Here is a 13,559-nt window from a genome sequence, read left to right on the forward strand (position 1 = left end):
CTGCAGGTAGGGGTTTTGTCTTTAGAGTAGAAGCATCAAGAATTCGCCGGCACGTCGCAATGTACGGGCCAGCACACAGAATTTCTTGACGACCATAGAGCATTGGAACCACCTGATCCCATCCCGAACTCAGCAGTGAAACGATGCATCGCCGATGGTAGTGTGGGGTTTCCCCATGTGAGAGTAGGTCATCGTCAAGATTCAATTCCAGAACCCCTGTCTGCGCTGCAGACAGGGGTTTTGTCTTTTCAGGGGCTAGGGTAGCGGGTTGTTCCTGGCACCCTCTGCGCCGGCCAGGCCGGCCCCTGCACACAATGGGCTGCAGGAGCCGACCTTCAGTCTATGCAGTGCGCCGAGCCCGGCTACTGCGCCGCGCCAGCAACTTGCGCCACCAGATATACACCCCTGTCACCGACAGCACCGCAATCACTACCCCCAGCACCGCGATCATCACCTGGCCTGTAGTGCCGAGGATCCTGCCGCCATGTATGGGTAGTTGCAGCCGGTAGAAGCGTTCCCCCAGGGTGCCCTGGCCAGCGATCTCCTGCCCCAGCAGGCGCCCGTCGGTGCCATGGAAGAACAACCACGACTTGCCCTGGGCATCGGTGTCGTGCTGTCCGAAACCGGCGCCATAGAAGTTGTACTCGAAGCTGTAGTACAACTCGCCGATCGGCGCCGTCAGCCCCAGCCGCTGGCCCTCCTGCTGCGCCAGCTGATGGGCTTGATGCCATGTCAGCTGGGTCTGCCCCAGTTCTTCTCTGGGCAGCCTGCCACGGGCCTCATAGACGCTTGGTTCCACCGGCGAGAACAGCGACACTGCCGGCTTGAACACCTGGCTGGGCAGGTTCATCGCCACACTGCTGACGGCCACCGGCAACAGCAGCAGCCACAGCCACAAGCCCCCAGCCCTGTGGATATCCATGTTCAGTCGATACGCATGCCCGCCCTTGATCTTCCAGGCCGTGCTCCATTTGCGCCAGAACGGACGACCACGGGGCAGGGTCAGCAGCAGGGCGATGAAGCAGTCGAGCACCCACAGGATCGCCACCACGCCCATCAGCCACAGCCCCCAGTTGCCCGGCAGGGTCAGGTTGTAGTGCAGCTCGAGGACGAACGGCATGAAGTTCTCCCGCGAGAAACAGCACTCGCCCCAGTAGCGCTGGCCCAGCGTCTGGCCGCTGACCGGGTCGAGGTAGAACACCGTGTTCTTCTCGGCATACGGCTTGTCGGTGGCCGGGTCGTTGCGCGGCACCATCGCCAGCAACGCCGAATGGCCGGGCTCGTCGGGGTATTCCATGTACCACACCTGCAGGCGCGGGTATTCGGCCTGCACCTTGTCCACCAGGTTGCCGGGGTCCTGGCGGGGGCCTTGTGCCGGGGCTTCATAGAACGAAGGGTTCAGCCATTCGTCGATCTCGTGGTTGAACGCCAGCACGCTCCCGGTGAGCCCTGCCAGGGCAAGGAACAGCGCGGTGGCCAGGCCGATATAGCGGTGCAGCAATACGTAGAGGTGGCGCATATAAAAGGATTCCAGATCAGGTCGCCAGATGCGACAAAGCCAGCGCCTGGAATCAGGCACTGGCTTTGCGGCTCACGGGGGTGTGGTCAGAACTGATAGCTGACCGTGGCGCTGACATTGCGCTCTTCACCCATGTAGCAGTAGTTCAGGCTCGCGCACGAGGCGATGTAGCTCTCGTTGGTGAGGTTGTTGGCATTGAGCCGCACATCCACGCCCTTGAGCCCGACCTTGCCCAGGTCGTAGCCCACCGACGCATCGAACAGGGTGTACGACGGTACCTTCATGGTGTTTTCCGCATCCACCCAGCTGTAGCCCACGTAACGCACGCCACCGCCTACGCGCACACCGTCCAGCACCCCCTGGCGGAAGTTGTAGTCCGCCCACAGCGAGGCCATGTGCTTTGGCGCCTGGGTTGGCGAGTTGCCCTTGTTGTCGAGTGTGCTGCCAGCCAGGGTGCTCGGCATCGTCTTGCTGTACTCGATGTCGGTGAAGGTGTAGCTGCCTAGCACCTTGAGGTTTTCGCTCAACTGCATGTGCGCTTCCAGCTCCAGGCCTTGGGAGCGTACCTGCCCGACCGGGTAGTAGAAGTCGTCCTGCGGCTGTTTGGTGGCCAGGTTCTCCTGCTCGATGCGGAACACCGAGGCGGTGAACAGGTTGTCGGTGCCCGGCGGCTGGTACTTGATACCGGCCTCCCACTGGGTGCCTTCGGTCGGTGCCAGCGGGTTGCCGGCGGCATCGGCGTAGGAGTTGGGGTTGAACGACTCCGAATAGCTCAGGTAAGGCGCAATACCGTTGTCGAACAGGTACAGCACGCCCGCGCGGCCGGTGAGCTTGGTGCGGTCATCGCTGATCTTGGTGCCCAGTGGGCGGGTAGGCTCGGCGATACGATTCTCATCCGAGGTCTTCACCCAGTCCTGCCGCAGCCCCAGCGAGAAGCGCCACTTGTCCAGCTCGATCAGGTCCTGGGCGTAGATGCCGGTCTGCTGCAGGCGCCGGGTGTAGCTGGTCGGTGCGTAATAGGTGATCTGCGAATTGCCGTACTGCGGGTTGAACGCATCGATCGACGCCAGGCCGCCGCTGCTCCAGTCCACCACGGTCTTGCGTCGCTGGTAGTCCAGGCCCACCAGCGTGGTGTGCTTGGCCGCGCCGGTGAAGTACTCGGCCTGCAGCATGTTGTCAATGATGTAGGAGTGCAGTTTCTCGTCGGCACCGGTGTAGTAGCGGTTCAGCTTGTTGCTGGTGGGCGACTCGTAGCCCCAGGCGTACACCTGGTCCATCTTCACCGTCGAGTCCAGGTAGCGGAAGTTCTGGCGTGCGGTGAACACATCGTTGAAGCGATGCTCGAACTGGTAGCCGAACGACTGCTGATTGCGCTCGTAGCTGTCGATGCCCGGCTCGCCCTCGAAGAAGTGTTCCGAGATACGCTGGCCGTTGCGTTTGTGCAGCGCGCCATCGGCGGGCACGCCGGCGTGGTAGCCGCCTTCCGGATCGTTCTGCAGGTAGGCCTGCAAGGTCAGCGAGGTGTCCTCGGTGAAGTCGATGCTCAGGGTCGGCGCCAGCGCATAGCGCTTTTCTTCGTTGTGATCGAACTGGGTGTCGGACTGATGCGTCAGGCCGGTCAGGCGGTAGGCGATACGCTTGTCGTCGTCCAGCGGGCCGCTGAAGTCGAAGCCCACCCCACGCTGGCCCTGGGTGCCGACGGTAGCCTGCACCTGGCGGAAGGTCTCGTACAGTGGCTTCTTGGTGGTCAGCGCCACCAGGCCACCTGGCGAACTGCGGCCATACAGCACCGACGACGGACCTTTGAGAATATCCACGCGCTCGAGGAAGTACGGGTCGATCTGCATGGTGCTGAAGGTGCCGCTGTCACCCATCGACTTCAGGCCGTCGATGTAGATGTTGTCCACCGAGCCATCGTTGAAGCCGCGCATGGCCACATAGTCATAGCGGTGGGTCGCGCCATACGGGTTGGTCAGCACGCCCGGGGTGTAGCGCATGGTCTGCGAGACCGTCTGCGCGCCCTGGTCGTCCATCTGCTGGCGGGTTACCACAGACACCGACTGCGAGGTCTCCAGCAGCGCGGTGCTGGTCTTGGTCGCGATCTGGCTGTGGGTGGCGTTGTAGCCCTCCATGCTGCCCAGCGCGTTGCCCAGGGCAAAGCCGCGCACGTCGGTGGTAGGCAATGCCAGTGCGGCGTCCTGCGGGGCCGCATGCAGCACATAACTGGTGCCATCCTGGCTCACCGCCTCCAGCCCCGTGCCATTGAGCAACTGGCGCAGCGCCTGGTCGGTGGCGTAGCTGCCCTGCAGGCCGGGCGACTGCGCGCCCTGGGTCATCTGCGGGGTGCTCGACAGCGTGATGCCGGCCTGGCGTGCGAACTGGTTCAGCACCTCGTCCAGCGAGCCGGCGGGGATGTTGTACTGCTGGCTGGCGCTGCCCGCAGGTTCGGCCATCACTACCATCGGCACGCTGGCCAGGCCCAGCGCGGTACCGAACAGTGCGGCGCGCACCGCCTTGCCCAGGCGTGAATCTAAGAGAGGTTGAAACTCATTACTGTCAGTGAGCCGCGGCTGGGCCAGGGTATCGCGCATGAAGAGCATCCGTAGGGTCGGTAAGGGCAGAAGGGAGTCGCTTACTGTCCTAGCCGGACGTGCCGACAAAACCCGCCAAAAAAATCAGCGCATCACGCCTGGCGTTCCAGGCGTACCCACCAGCGCGTGCGATAGCTGACATGCACCGGCAGGGTCTGCGGCAGCAGGTGCAGCAGCTTGTCGGTGTCTTCCAGGCGGAACACCCCGGACAGGCGCAGGTTGGCGATATCGTCGGAGCAGCTCAGGTAGCCGTGGCGGTAGCGCGCCACCTCGTCGATGAAGTCCCCCAGGCGCATGTTGCGCGTGACGATCAGGCCATCGGCCCAGGCACCGGGGTCCATGTTCTGCTGCGCCACGGGTGTGGCGCCCTGGGCATTCACCAGAAAGGCTTCGCCAGCAGCCACCCATTGCAGCCCGGCGGGGCCGGGGTGATGGATCGCCACCTTGCCCTGGCTGACCGTGACGCGGGTGCAGTCGCGCTCCTGGCGCACCACGAAGCGCCCATCGAAGCCTTCGAGCAGCGCATCGCGGCTCTGCACCAGCAACGGCCGCCCAGCCGGGCCGAGCGGGTGTTCGGCGCAGGTCAGCATCAACTCCCCGTGCTTGAGGCGCACCAAGCGCTGGCGGCTGTCAAAGGCCAGGTCTGCCGCGGTATGGGTATTGAGATTGAGCAGGCTGCCATCGGGCAGGCGGACGCTGCGCCGCTCGCCGGTGGCCGTGGCGAAATCCGAGGTCCACGGGTCGAGCAGGCCAACGTCCTTGCTGACCCAGGCCGCTGAGCCAAGCATCACCACGCCGCCCAGCAGCTTCAGGGCCTGGCGCCGGTGCAGCCGCTGCTGGCTGTTCTCCAGGGTCTGCAGGGCGACGACACCGGCGCCCGGCACCGCACGCAGGTTCATTTCCTGCTGCAGGCTGTGCACCCGCTGCCAGGCCAGTTCGTGCTCGTGGCTGGCGCTGCGCCACTGCTCGCACTGGGCCTGCAACTGCGGGCTGGCGCCGTTCTCGCGCACCCGCAGCATCCAGTGAATGGCCTGCTTGACCACGCGCGGGCTAGGGTTCATAGCGCAGCAGGTAGCAGTGATAGAGGGCGTCGGCCACATACCGCTCCACCGAGCGCAGCGAGATACCCATCTGCTCGGCGATCTGCTTGTGGCTCAACCCTTCGCACTGGGCCAGCAGGAACGCGGTGCGCACCTTGGGCCTGAGGCCGTCGAGCAGGCACGCAATGCGTTCCAGTAGCTCCAGCAGCAGCTCGCGGGTTTCCGCTGATGGCACCTCGGCCTCGGGCAGCTGCGCCAGGGCTTCGAGGTAGGCACGCTGCAGCTCTTCGCGGCGCCAGTGATCGATCACCAGCCCCCGTGCGATGGTACGCAGGAATGCGCGTGGTGCATTCAGCTCCAGTTGTTCGCGCCGCTGCAGCAGGCGCAGGAAGGTGTCCTGGGCCAGGTCCGCAGCATCGGCCGCATTGCCCAGGCGGCAGCGCAGCCAGGTGTTCAGCCAGCTGTGGTGTTGCTGATAGAGCCTGTGCACAGAGTCGTGGGAGGACATGAAGGCGCGCTGCAACCAAGGTCATAAATGATAATTAGTCTCATTGTTATGGGGCCTTGCGCAATTTGCAACCACTGACCGACCCGGCGGCGCGTTCAGCCCTGCGGCTGACTGGCCAGGTACTGCCTGATGGCCTGCATGCCCTTGTCCAGGTGCTGGGTCAGAAGCTGTACAGCTTCGGCCACCTGGCCGGCCTGGGCTGCGTCCACCAGCGCGATGTGATCGTCCTGGGTCAGCTTGCCCAGCCCCATCGACGACAGATGAAACCGCAGGAAGCGCGCCTCTTCGCTCAACTCGTTGTCGATCAGGCGCAGCAACTTCTGATTGGGCGCCTTGCGGTACAGGGCCATGTGCAACAGGCGGTTGAGCTGGCCCATCTCGGCGTGCCGGGTCTCGTTCTGCAGTTGCTCGATGTAGCCCCGGGCCAGGGCGATGTCCTCGGCGTCCAGCAGCGGGATCGACTGGCGCAGCGCCTCGCTCTCCAGGATCACCCGCAGCCCGTAGGAGTCCATTGCATCTTCGCTGATCAGCGGGGCCACCACCGCGCCCTTGTGCGCCACCACCTGCAGCAGCGACTGCGCCTCCAGCTGACGCAGGGCCTCGCGCACCGGCATGCGGCTGACCCCGAACAGCGTCGCCAGCTCCTGTTGGCGCAACGCCATGCCGGGTGCCAGGCGCCCGTCGAGGATGGCGCTGCGCAGGCGCTCTTCGATCACGCTGCGCGCCAGGTGAGCAGGCACCTGCTCGTCACCCAGAATGCTCAGGAGTTTGATTTTTTCGGCCACGCTGACTGCCCTGCTAGCAAAGATTGGATCCAATGACCCTAGTGATGACGGTTGCGCCTGTCAAATTCAGGCCGGCGCGGGCCTGCGGGCGTTCGCGGCGGCTATCCTGAATGAAGTCGCAGCGCTTTGGAAGCTTGCCGCCGTGCGCCATTGTCTTTTGCCCGCCCAGCCTGCACCATCGCGATTCCACGATCTGCATGGACCGCCGGCCTTGGCGATACGTTGGGCTTTGCCTCTGACCCCGCGCCGGGCTGGCCTGGCGCTGTTGCTCGGCTGCGTATTGCTGGGCAACCTGCGCGCGGACTGGGACTTTTCCCAGATCAGCCGCAAGGCCCAGGCCCTGTACGGCCCCCTTGGTGCCGGCCAGCAGCGTATCGATGCCTGGCAGCAGTTGCTTGCCACCCAGCGCCAAGGCAGCGAAGCCGAGCGCCTGCAGGTGGTCAACCAGTTCTTCAATCGCCAGTTGCGCTACGTCGAAGACCCCGAACTGTGGCAGCAGGCCGACTACTGGTCCACCCCGATCCAGTCACTGATCAAGGGCGCCGGCGACTGCGAAGACTACGCCATCGCCAAGTATTTCAGCCTGCGCCGCCTGGGTATCCCCAGCGAGAAACTGCGCATTACCTACGTCAAGGCGCTGCGCCAGAATCGCGCGCACATGGTCCTGACCTACTATTCCACTCCAGAGGCGATGCCGCTGGTGCTCGACAGCCTGATCGACACCATCGAGCCGGCCAGCCAGCGCACCGACCTGCTGCCGGTGTATGCCTTCAATGGCGAGGGCCTGTGGCTGACCGGGGCGGGTGGCAATCGCAAGGTCGGCGACAGCAAGCGCCTGTCGCGCTGGCAGGATCTGTTGAAGAAGATGCAGGCCGAGGGGTTTCCCACCGAGCCGGCTTACTGAGGATTGCGGATGTCACTGTTCAAGCAATTGTTGCTCGCCATCTGCCTGTTTCTGGTGGTCGCCTTCAGCGGCAGCTTCATGGTCGGCCTGGAAAGCTCGCGCAGCCAGTACGTCAATCAGCTGCGCGCGCATGCGCAGGACGCCGCCACCGCGCTGGCGCTGTCGCTCACGCCGAACATCGACGACCCGGCAATGGTCGAGCTGATGGTCAGCTCCATCTTCGACAGCGGCTACTACGCCAGCATCCGCGTGATCGACCTGGGCCCCAATGCCCTGCTGGTGGAGCGTCACGCCGAGCCGGACAGCAGCGGTGTGCCGGCCTGGTTCATCCGCCTGATCAACCTGGAGCCGGCCGGCGGCGATGCCATCGTCAGCCGCGGCTGGCAGCAGGCGGCGCGGGTCGAGGTGGTCAGCCACCCGATGTTCGCCCTGGCCAAGCTGTGGCGCAGCGCGCTCGGCAGCCTGGCCTGGCTGCTGGCCTGCGGGGTGGTCAGTGCACTGCTGGGGGCGCTGCTGCTGCGCCGTCAGCTGCGACCGCTGGACTACCTGGTGGCGCAGTCCCAGGCCATTGCGCGTCGCGAGTTCCTCAGTGCGCCGCGCCTGCCGCGCACCCCGGAGCTGCGCCGGGTGGTGCAGGCCATGAACCAGATGGTCGAGAAACTCAAGGCGCTGTTTCTCGAGGAGGCCCAGCGCAGTGAAGCCCTGCGCGCCGAGGCCTGGCAGGACAGCCTGACCGGCCTGGGCAACCGGCGCTTCTTCGAGATGCAGCTGTCTGCCCGGCTCAGCGCCCAGGACGATAGCCCCGGCTACCTGATGCTGGTGCACGTGCAGGACCTGGCCGGGCTCAACCTGCGCCTGGGCGGCCAGCGCACCGATGCCCTGCTGCAGGCTCTTGCGCAGCAGGTGCAGCGGGTGTGCGCGCACTATCCCAAAACCCTCGACCTGATCGCCCGTAGCCGTGGCGGCGAGTTCGCCGTGCTGGCACCGGGGCTGGTGCATGACGAGGCCGTGCACCTGGCCCAGGAACTGGAGCAGACCCTGCACAGCCTGTACGACACCGGCGCTTCCGACCGTAACCCGGTGGCCTGGATCGGCCTGGCCCCCTACAGCCCGGGCGACGCCCCGCAGGCCCTGCTCGAGCGCTGCGACGAAGCCCTGGCCCAGGCGCAGAGCCAGCAGCTGCCGACGTGGGTCTGCCTGCCCGCGCACGCCCCGGCGCTGCTGGACCACGACTGGCATGCCCTGCTGCAGCACGCCCTCGACCAGCGCCGTTTCGAGCTGTTCTTCCAGCCGGTGGTGGCGACGCACGAGCTGGGCCGCGTATTGCAGTACAAGGTGCTGTCGCGCCTGCCCGACGGGCATGGGCAAACCCTCCCCGCCGGGCGCTTCCTGCCCTGGCTCGAGCGTTTCGGCTGGTCGATCCGGCATGACCTGCTGATGCTCGAACAGGTGCTGGCCCACCTGCAGCGCCATGACCAGGCGCTGGCGCTGAACCTGTCGGCGGCCACCCTGGCCGACCCCCAGGCGTTGCAGGCGGTGTACGGGCTGCTGGGGCGTCACGCGGTGCTGGGCCCGCGCCTGACCCTGGAGATCGGCGAAGAGCAGTTGCCCGACCAGGCCGCGCTCGAGCAGCTGGCACGGCAACTGGGCGCGTTAGGCTTCAAGCTGAGCCTGCAGCACTTTGGCGGGCGCTTCAGCATGATCGGCAACCTGGCGCACCTAGGCCTGGCGTACCTCAAGGTCGACGGCAGCTTCATCCGCGCCATCGATCAGGAGCCGCACAAGCGCCTGTTCATCGAGGCGATCCAGCGCGCAGCGCACAGCATCGACCTGCCATTGATTGCCGAGCGGGTGGAAACCGAAGGCGAACTGGAGGTGCTGCGCGAAATGGGGATTTTCGGGGTGCAGGGGCGCTTGATCGGCGAGCCCCGGCCCTGGGCGCCGTAGTGGCTTCTTCGCCGGCCAGGCCGGCGCCTGCAGGCGGCGGTGAACCCCGCAGGCGCCGGCCTGGCGGGCGAAACTGCTAGATCAACGGCCGCTCCTCATCGATCAGCTTGTTCAAACCCCCCATGGTCTGGCGCGCGCTCGAACGGCTGAGCAGCTTGGCCTGTGCGCTCGCCGGCAGGTCGGTGATGCTGATCACGCCCTTGCTGGTCAGTACCTCGATCAAGTCCTCCAGCACCCGGATCATGTCCAGGTCGCTCTGCTGCAGCTTCTTGGCAAACCAGGCCTGGGCCTCCGGCGAATCGTTGGGCAGCGCTTCGTTCTCCTCGGCAAAGGGCGTCGACTCCAACCGCACGATCTGCCCACGGGTGTCGCGTTGCACATAGAACATGGCTTTTCCCCCTGATGACATCTGCTTGATGGCCTCAGCAGCATAGGCCACGCGAGGCGGACAACCCTCTCTATGCTTATTCTCTAAAGGTATTTAAATTATTTTTCTTATGCATTTATATTTATTTCCACGCGCAGTTACCGACCCGACACGTGGGAGTGAAAAGATATGTCAGCGGCCCCTGGCGCCTTGTCGTACACCGACAGCGCCCAACCCCAAGCCTTCGAGATTCGTCCGTTTGCCGGTGCCGTGGGCGCCGAGATCATCGGCCTGGACCTGAGCCGTCCGGTCAACGCTGGCGATTTTGCGCGCATCCACCGCGCGCACCTGGACCACCACGTGGTGGTGTTCCGCGACCAGCGCATCACCCCCCAGCAGCAGATCGACTTCAGCCGCCGCTTCGGCGTGTTGCAGATCCACGTGCTCAAGCAGTTCCTGCTCGGCGGCCACCCCGAGATCCTGATCGTCTCCAACATCATCGAGAACGGCCAGAACATCGGCCTGGGCGATGCCGGCAAGTTCTGGCACTCGGACCTCTCCTACAAGGAACTGCCCAGCCTGGGCTCGATGCTGCATGCCCAGGAGCTGCCCAGCGAGGGCGGCGATACCCTGTTCGCCGACATGCACAAGGCCTGGGACCAGTTGCCCGCCCACCTGCGCGCCGCCGTCGAAGGCCGCAGCGCCGCGCATTCCTACACCGCGCGCTACAGCGAAACCAAATTCGAAGGCAACTGGCGCCCCACGCTCACCGCCGAGCAACTGGCCCAGGTGCAGGAAGTGATCCACCCGGTGGTGCGTACCCACCCGGAAAACGGGCGCAAGGCGCTGTTCGTCAGCGAGGGCTTCACCACCCGCATCGTCGGCCTGCCCGAGGACGAAAGCCGCCAGATCCTAGCCGAGCTGTACGCCCACAGCGTGCTCGAACACAACATCTACCGCCACCAGTGGCAACCCCACGACCTGGTGTTCTGGGACAACCGCTCGCTGATCCACCTGGCCGCCGGCTGCCCCGCGCACCTGCGCCGCAAGCTGTACCGCACCACCATCCAGGGCGACGCCCCGTTCTGACCCGTCTTCAGGAGTACCGCATGCGCAACTCAATCAGCCGCCTGGCGGCCAGCATCGGCCTGGGCGTCAGCCTGCTCGCCGGCAGCCTTGTCGCCCCCGCCACGGCCCAGGCCGAAGGTGAAATCCGCATCGCCGAACAGTTCGGCATCGTCTACCTGCTGCTCAACGTGGTGCGCGACCAGCACCTGATCGAGAAGCACGGCAAGGCCCAGGGCATCGACATCAAGGTCGACTGGACCCAGCTCTCGGGCGGCGCCGCGATCAACGACGCGCTGCTGTCCGGCTCGGTGGACATCGCCGGTGCCGGCGTCGGCCCGCTGCTGACCATCTGGGACCGCACCTACGGCCGCCAGAACGTCAAGGCCGTGGCCTCGCTGGGCAACTTCCCGTACTACCTGGTCAGCAGCAACCCCAACGTCAAGACCATCGCCGACTTCACCGAAAAGGACCGCATCGCCCTGCCGGCGGTTGGCGTCTCGGTGCAGTCGCGCTTCCTGCAGTACGCCGCCGCCCAGCAGTGGGGCGACAAGGACTACGCGCGCCTGGACAAGTACACCCTGGCGGTCCCGCACCCCGACGCCACCGCCGCGCTGCTGGCCGGCGGCACCGAGCTCAATGCGCACTTCTCCAACCCGCCGTTCCAGGACCAGGCGCTGGCCAACAAAAGCGTGCACGTGGTGCTCGACACCTACGACCTGCTCGGGCCCAACTCGCCCACCGTGCTGTTCGCCACCGAAAAATTCCGCAACGACAACCCCAAAACCTACCAGGCCTTCGTCGACGCTTTGGCCGAGGCGGCCGACTTCGCCCAGCACGACAAGGGCGCGGCGGCCGATACCTACATTCGCGTGACCAAGGCCAAGATCGACCGCGAGGCGCTGCTCAAGATCATCGACAACCCGCAATACGAATTCAGCGTCACGCCGAAGAACACCTACAAGCTGGCCGACTTCATGTACCGCATCGGCGCGATCAAGCACAAACCCGAATCGTGGAAGGACTACTTCTTCCAGGACGCCAAGCCACTGCAGGGGAGCTGAGCGCATGACCGCCCGCTTGCCAGGCCACACGGCCAGCAACCTGAGCCCCGTGAGCGCACCGGCGCTGCTGCAGGTGGACAACCTCAGCCTCGAATACCGCACCGCCCAGCGCGTGGTGCGGGCCACCCACCAGGTCAGCTTCGAAGTGGACAAGGCTGACCGTTTCGTCCTGCTCGGCCCCTCAGGTTGCGGCAAGTCGACCTTGCTCAAGGCCGTGGCCGGCTTCATCGAGCCCCGTGAGGGCGCGATCCGCCTGCAGGGCCAGCCGGTGCACGGGCCGGGCCCGGACCGCATCGTGGTGTTCCAGGAGTTCGACCAGCTGCCGCCGTGGAAAACCGTCAGGCAGAACGTGATGTTCCCGCTGCTGGCCTCCGGCACGCTCAAGCGCGCCGAGGCCGAACAGCGCGCCCTGCATTACCTGGACAAGGTCGGCCTGGCGGCATTTGCCGATGCATACCCGCACACCCTCTCCGGCGGCATGAAGGCGCGCGTGGCCATCGCCCGGGCGCTGGCCATGCAGCCCAAGATCCTGCTCATGGACGAACCCTTTGCCGCCCTCGACGCGTTGACCCGGCGCAAGATGCAGGAAGAACTGCTGCTGTTGTGGGAGGAGGTGCGCTTCACCCTGCTGTTCGTCACCCACTCCATCGAGGAGGCGCTGGTGGTGGGCAACCGCATCCTGCTGCTGTCGCCGCACCCGGGGCGCGTGCGCGCCGAGATCCACAGTCACCAGTACGACCTGCACAGCCTGGGCGCTGCCGACTTCCAGGCCAGCGCGCGGCGCATCCATCGTCTGCTGTTCGACGATGATGCCGCCGCCGAGCAGGACGCCGCCCTGGATTTCACCGACATCCGCATCGCCTACTGACCGGGAGCCCCACCGATGACCACCTCTGCACCGGCTCCGCGTCAGGAGTACGAAGTCACCCTTGAACCCCTGCTCAGCGTACCGCTGGAACGCGAGCTGCCCCTGGGCCAGCGCCTGTGGCAACAGGGCTGGCTGCGCAAGAGCCTGATCCTGATCCTGCTGGCGCTGGCCTGGGAAGCCGTGGCGCGCTATCAGGGCAACGACCTGTTGCTGCCCAGCTTCCTGCAAACCGCCGCGGCGCTGTACGACGGCCTGCTCAGCGGCGAACTGCCGGCCAAGGTGGGGGTGTCGCTGGTGGTGCTGCTCAAGGGCTACCTGCTGGGCATCGTGCTGGCCTTCGGTCTCACCAGCCTGGCCGTGTCGACCCAGATCGGCCGCGACCTGCTCAGCAGCCTGACCTCGATGTTCAACCCGCTGCCGGCCATTGCCCTGCTGCCGCTGGCGCTGCTGTGGTTCGGCCTGGGCGACAACAGCCTGATCTTCGTGCTGGTGCACTCGGTGCTGTGGGCGCTGGCGCTCAACACCTATGCCGGCTTCATGGGTGTGTCCGAAACCTTGCGCATGGCCGGGCGCAACTACGGGCTGCGCGGCTTGCGTCTGGTGGTGCACATCCTGATTCCGGCGGCGCTGCCGTCGATCCTGTCGGGGCTCAAGATCGGCTGGGCGTTCGCCTGGCGCACCCTGATCGCCGCCGAACTGGTGTTCGGTGCCACCAGCGGCAAGGGCGGGCTGGGCTGGTACATCTTCCAGAACCGCAACGAGCTGTACACCGACAAGGTGTTCGCCGGCCTGGCCGTGGTGATCCTCATCGGCCTGCTGGTCGAGAGCCTGGTGTTCAATACCCTCGAGCGCGTCACAGTACGGCGCTGGGGCATGCAGCGCTGAGCGCATCGGGGCGACA

12 protein-coding genes and 1 rRNA gene are annotated in these 13,559 nt (G+C 65.5%); 7 read left to right on the forward strand and 6 right to left on the reverse strand.

Features of this window, described 5'->3' with window-relative positions; translation table 11 throughout:
- Nucleotides 1-84 precede the first annotated feature (84 nt).
- Nucleotides 85-200 (forward strand): 5S ribosomal RNA (gene rrf / locus FW760_RS13310).
- 140 nt (nt 201-340) lie between these two features.
- Here rrf and FW760_RS13315 read toward each other — a convergent pair.
- From FW760_RS13315 to FW760_RS13335, 5 genes are all read right to left on the reverse strand, one after another.
- Nucleotides 341-1,519, reverse strand: coding sequence for a PepSY-associated TM helix domain-containing protein (locus FW760_RS13315; protein WP_116052466.1), 1,179 nt, complete (start codon nt 1,517-1,519; stop codon nt 341-343).
- Between the two features lie 86 nt (nt 1,520-1,605).
- Complete coding sequence (locus FW760_RS13320) at nt 1,606-4,110, reverse strand: TonB-dependent siderophore receptor (protein WP_054915877.1); 2,505 nt, start codon at nt 4,108-4,110, stop codon at nt 1,606-1,608.
- Nucleotides 4,111-4,202: 92 nt separating this feature from the next.
- Complete coding sequence (locus FW760_RS13325; RefSeq protein WP_043861333.1) at nt 4,203-5,171, reverse strand: FecR domain-containing protein; 969 nt, start codon at nt 5,169-5,171, stop codon at nt 4,203-4,205.
- Nucleotides 5,161-5,658: a sigma-70 family RNA polymerase sigma factor gene (locus FW760_RS13330; protein WP_043861340.1), complete on the reverse strand. Its 498-nt coding sequence runs from the start codon at nt 5,656-5,658 to the stop codon at nt 5,161-5,163. Before FW760_RS13330 ends, FW760_RS13325 begins: the two co-directional genes overlap by 11 nt.
- A 95-nt stretch (nt 5,659-5,753) precedes the next feature.
- Nucleotides 5,754-6,443 (reverse strand): GntR family transcriptional regulator, encoded by a 690-nt coding sequence (locus tag FW760_RS13335; RefSeq protein WP_116052467.1) that lies wholly within the window; start codon nt 6,441-6,443, stop codon nt 5,754-5,756.
- Nucleotides 6,444-6,654: 211 nt separating this feature from the next.
- Here FW760_RS13335 and lapG point away from each other — a divergent pair, with 211 nt between their 5' ends.
- Together lapG and lapD are read left to right on the forward strand one after the other, a co-directional pair.
- Nucleotides 6,655-7,347, forward strand: coding sequence for a cysteine protease LapG (gene lapG, locus FW760_RS13340; RefSeq protein WP_043861331.1), 693 nt, complete (start codon nt 6,655-6,657; stop codon nt 7,345-7,347).
- A gap of 9 nt (nt 7,348-7,356) precedes the next feature.
- A complete protein-coding gene (lapD, locus tag FW760_RS13345) occupies nt 7,357-9,294 on the forward strand; it encodes a cyclic di-GMP receptor LapD (RefSeq protein WP_116052468.1) in 1,938 nt (645 codons plus the stop codon).
- 76 nt (nt 9,295-9,370) lie between these two features.
- Here the strand turns inward: lapD and FW760_RS13350 are convergent, their stop codons facing one another.
- The gene (locus FW760_RS13350; protein ID WP_043861329.1) at nt 9,371-9,682 is read right to left on the reverse strand and encodes a hypothetical protein; all 312 of its coding nucleotides are present in this window, start codon (nt 9,680-9,682) and stop codon (nt 9,371-9,373) included.
- Between the two features lie 168 nt (nt 9,683-9,850).
- Here FW760_RS13350 and FW760_RS13355 point away from each other — a divergent pair, with 168 nt between their 5' ends.
- Genes FW760_RS13355 through FW760_RS13370 form a run of 4 tightly spaced genes read left to right on the forward strand, consistent with a single transcriptional unit; the run spans nt 9,851 to nt 13,543 of the window.
- Complete coding sequence (locus tag FW760_RS13355; RefSeq protein WP_043861328.1) at nt 9,851-10,750, forward strand: TauD/TfdA dioxygenase family protein; 900 nt, start codon at nt 9,851-9,853, stop codon at nt 10,748-10,750.
- Nucleotides 10,751-10,770: 20 nt separating this feature from the next.
- Nucleotides 10,771-11,790 carry an ABC transporter substrate-binding protein gene (locus tag FW760_RS13360; protein ID WP_043861327.1) on the forward strand — a complete coding sequence of 340 codons (1,020 nt, stop codon included), beginning with the start codon at nt 10,771-10,773 and terminating at the stop codon, nt 11,788-11,790.
- A 4-nt stretch (nt 11,791-11,794) separates the two neighbouring features.
- The gene (locus FW760_RS13365; protein ID WP_043861326.1) at nt 11,795-12,658 is read left to right on the forward strand and encodes an ABC transporter ATP-binding protein; all 864 of its coding nucleotides are present in this window, start codon (nt 11,795-11,797) and stop codon (nt 12,656-12,658) included.
- Between the two features lie 15 nt (nt 12,659-12,673).
- Complete coding sequence (locus FW760_RS13370; RefSeq protein ID WP_054915880.1) at nt 12,674-13,543, forward strand: ABC transporter permease; 870 nt, start codon at nt 12,674-12,676, stop codon at nt 13,541-13,543.
- The last annotated feature ends 16 nt before the right edge of the window (nt 13,544-13,559 follow it).

The sequence above is a fragment of the Pseudomonas sp. 1176_21 genome (assembly GCF_052850635.1).

Excerpts from the sequence above, each read along its gene's own strand:
- FW760_RS13315 (WP_116052466.1), bottom strand. The coding sequence starts at position 1,519 with ATGCGCCACCTCTACGTATTGCTGCACCGCTATATCGGCCTGGCCACC.
- FW760_RS13320 (WP_054915877.1), bottom strand. The coding sequence starts at position 4,110 with ATGCGCGATACCCTGGCCCAGCCGCGGCTCACTGACAGTAATGAGTTT.
- FW760_RS13325 (WP_043861333.1), bottom strand. The coding sequence starts at position 5,171 with ATGAACCCTAGCCCGCGCGTGGTCAAGCAGGCCATTCACTGGATGCTG.
- FW760_RS13330 (WP_043861340.1), bottom strand. The coding sequence starts at position 5,658 with ATGTCCTCCCACGACTCTGTGCACAGGCTCTATCAGCAACACCACAGC.
- lapD (WP_116052468.1), top strand. The coding sequence starts at position 7,357 with ATGTCACTGTTCAAGCAATTGTTGCTCGCCATCTGCCTGTTTCTGGTG.
- FW760_RS13350 (WP_043861329.1), bottom strand. The coding sequence starts at position 9,682 with ATGTTCTATGTGCAACGCGACACCCGTGGGCAGATCGTGCGGTTGGAG.
- FW760_RS13355 (WP_043861328.1), top strand. The coding sequence starts at position 9,851 with ATGTCAGCGGCCCCTGGCGCCTTGTCGTACACCGACAGCGCCCAACCC.
- FW760_RS13360 (WP_043861327.1), top strand. The coding sequence starts at position 10,771 with ATGCGCAACTCAATCAGCCGCCTGGCGGCCAGCATCGGCCTGGGCGTC.
- FW760_RS13365 (WP_043861326.1), top strand. The coding sequence starts at position 11,795 with ATGACCGCCCGCTTGCCAGGCCACACGGCCAGCAACCTGAGCCCCGTG.
- FW760_RS13370 (WP_054915880.1), top strand. The coding sequence starts at position 12,674 with ATGACCACCTCTGCACCGGCTCCGCGTCAGGAGTACGAAGTCACCCTT.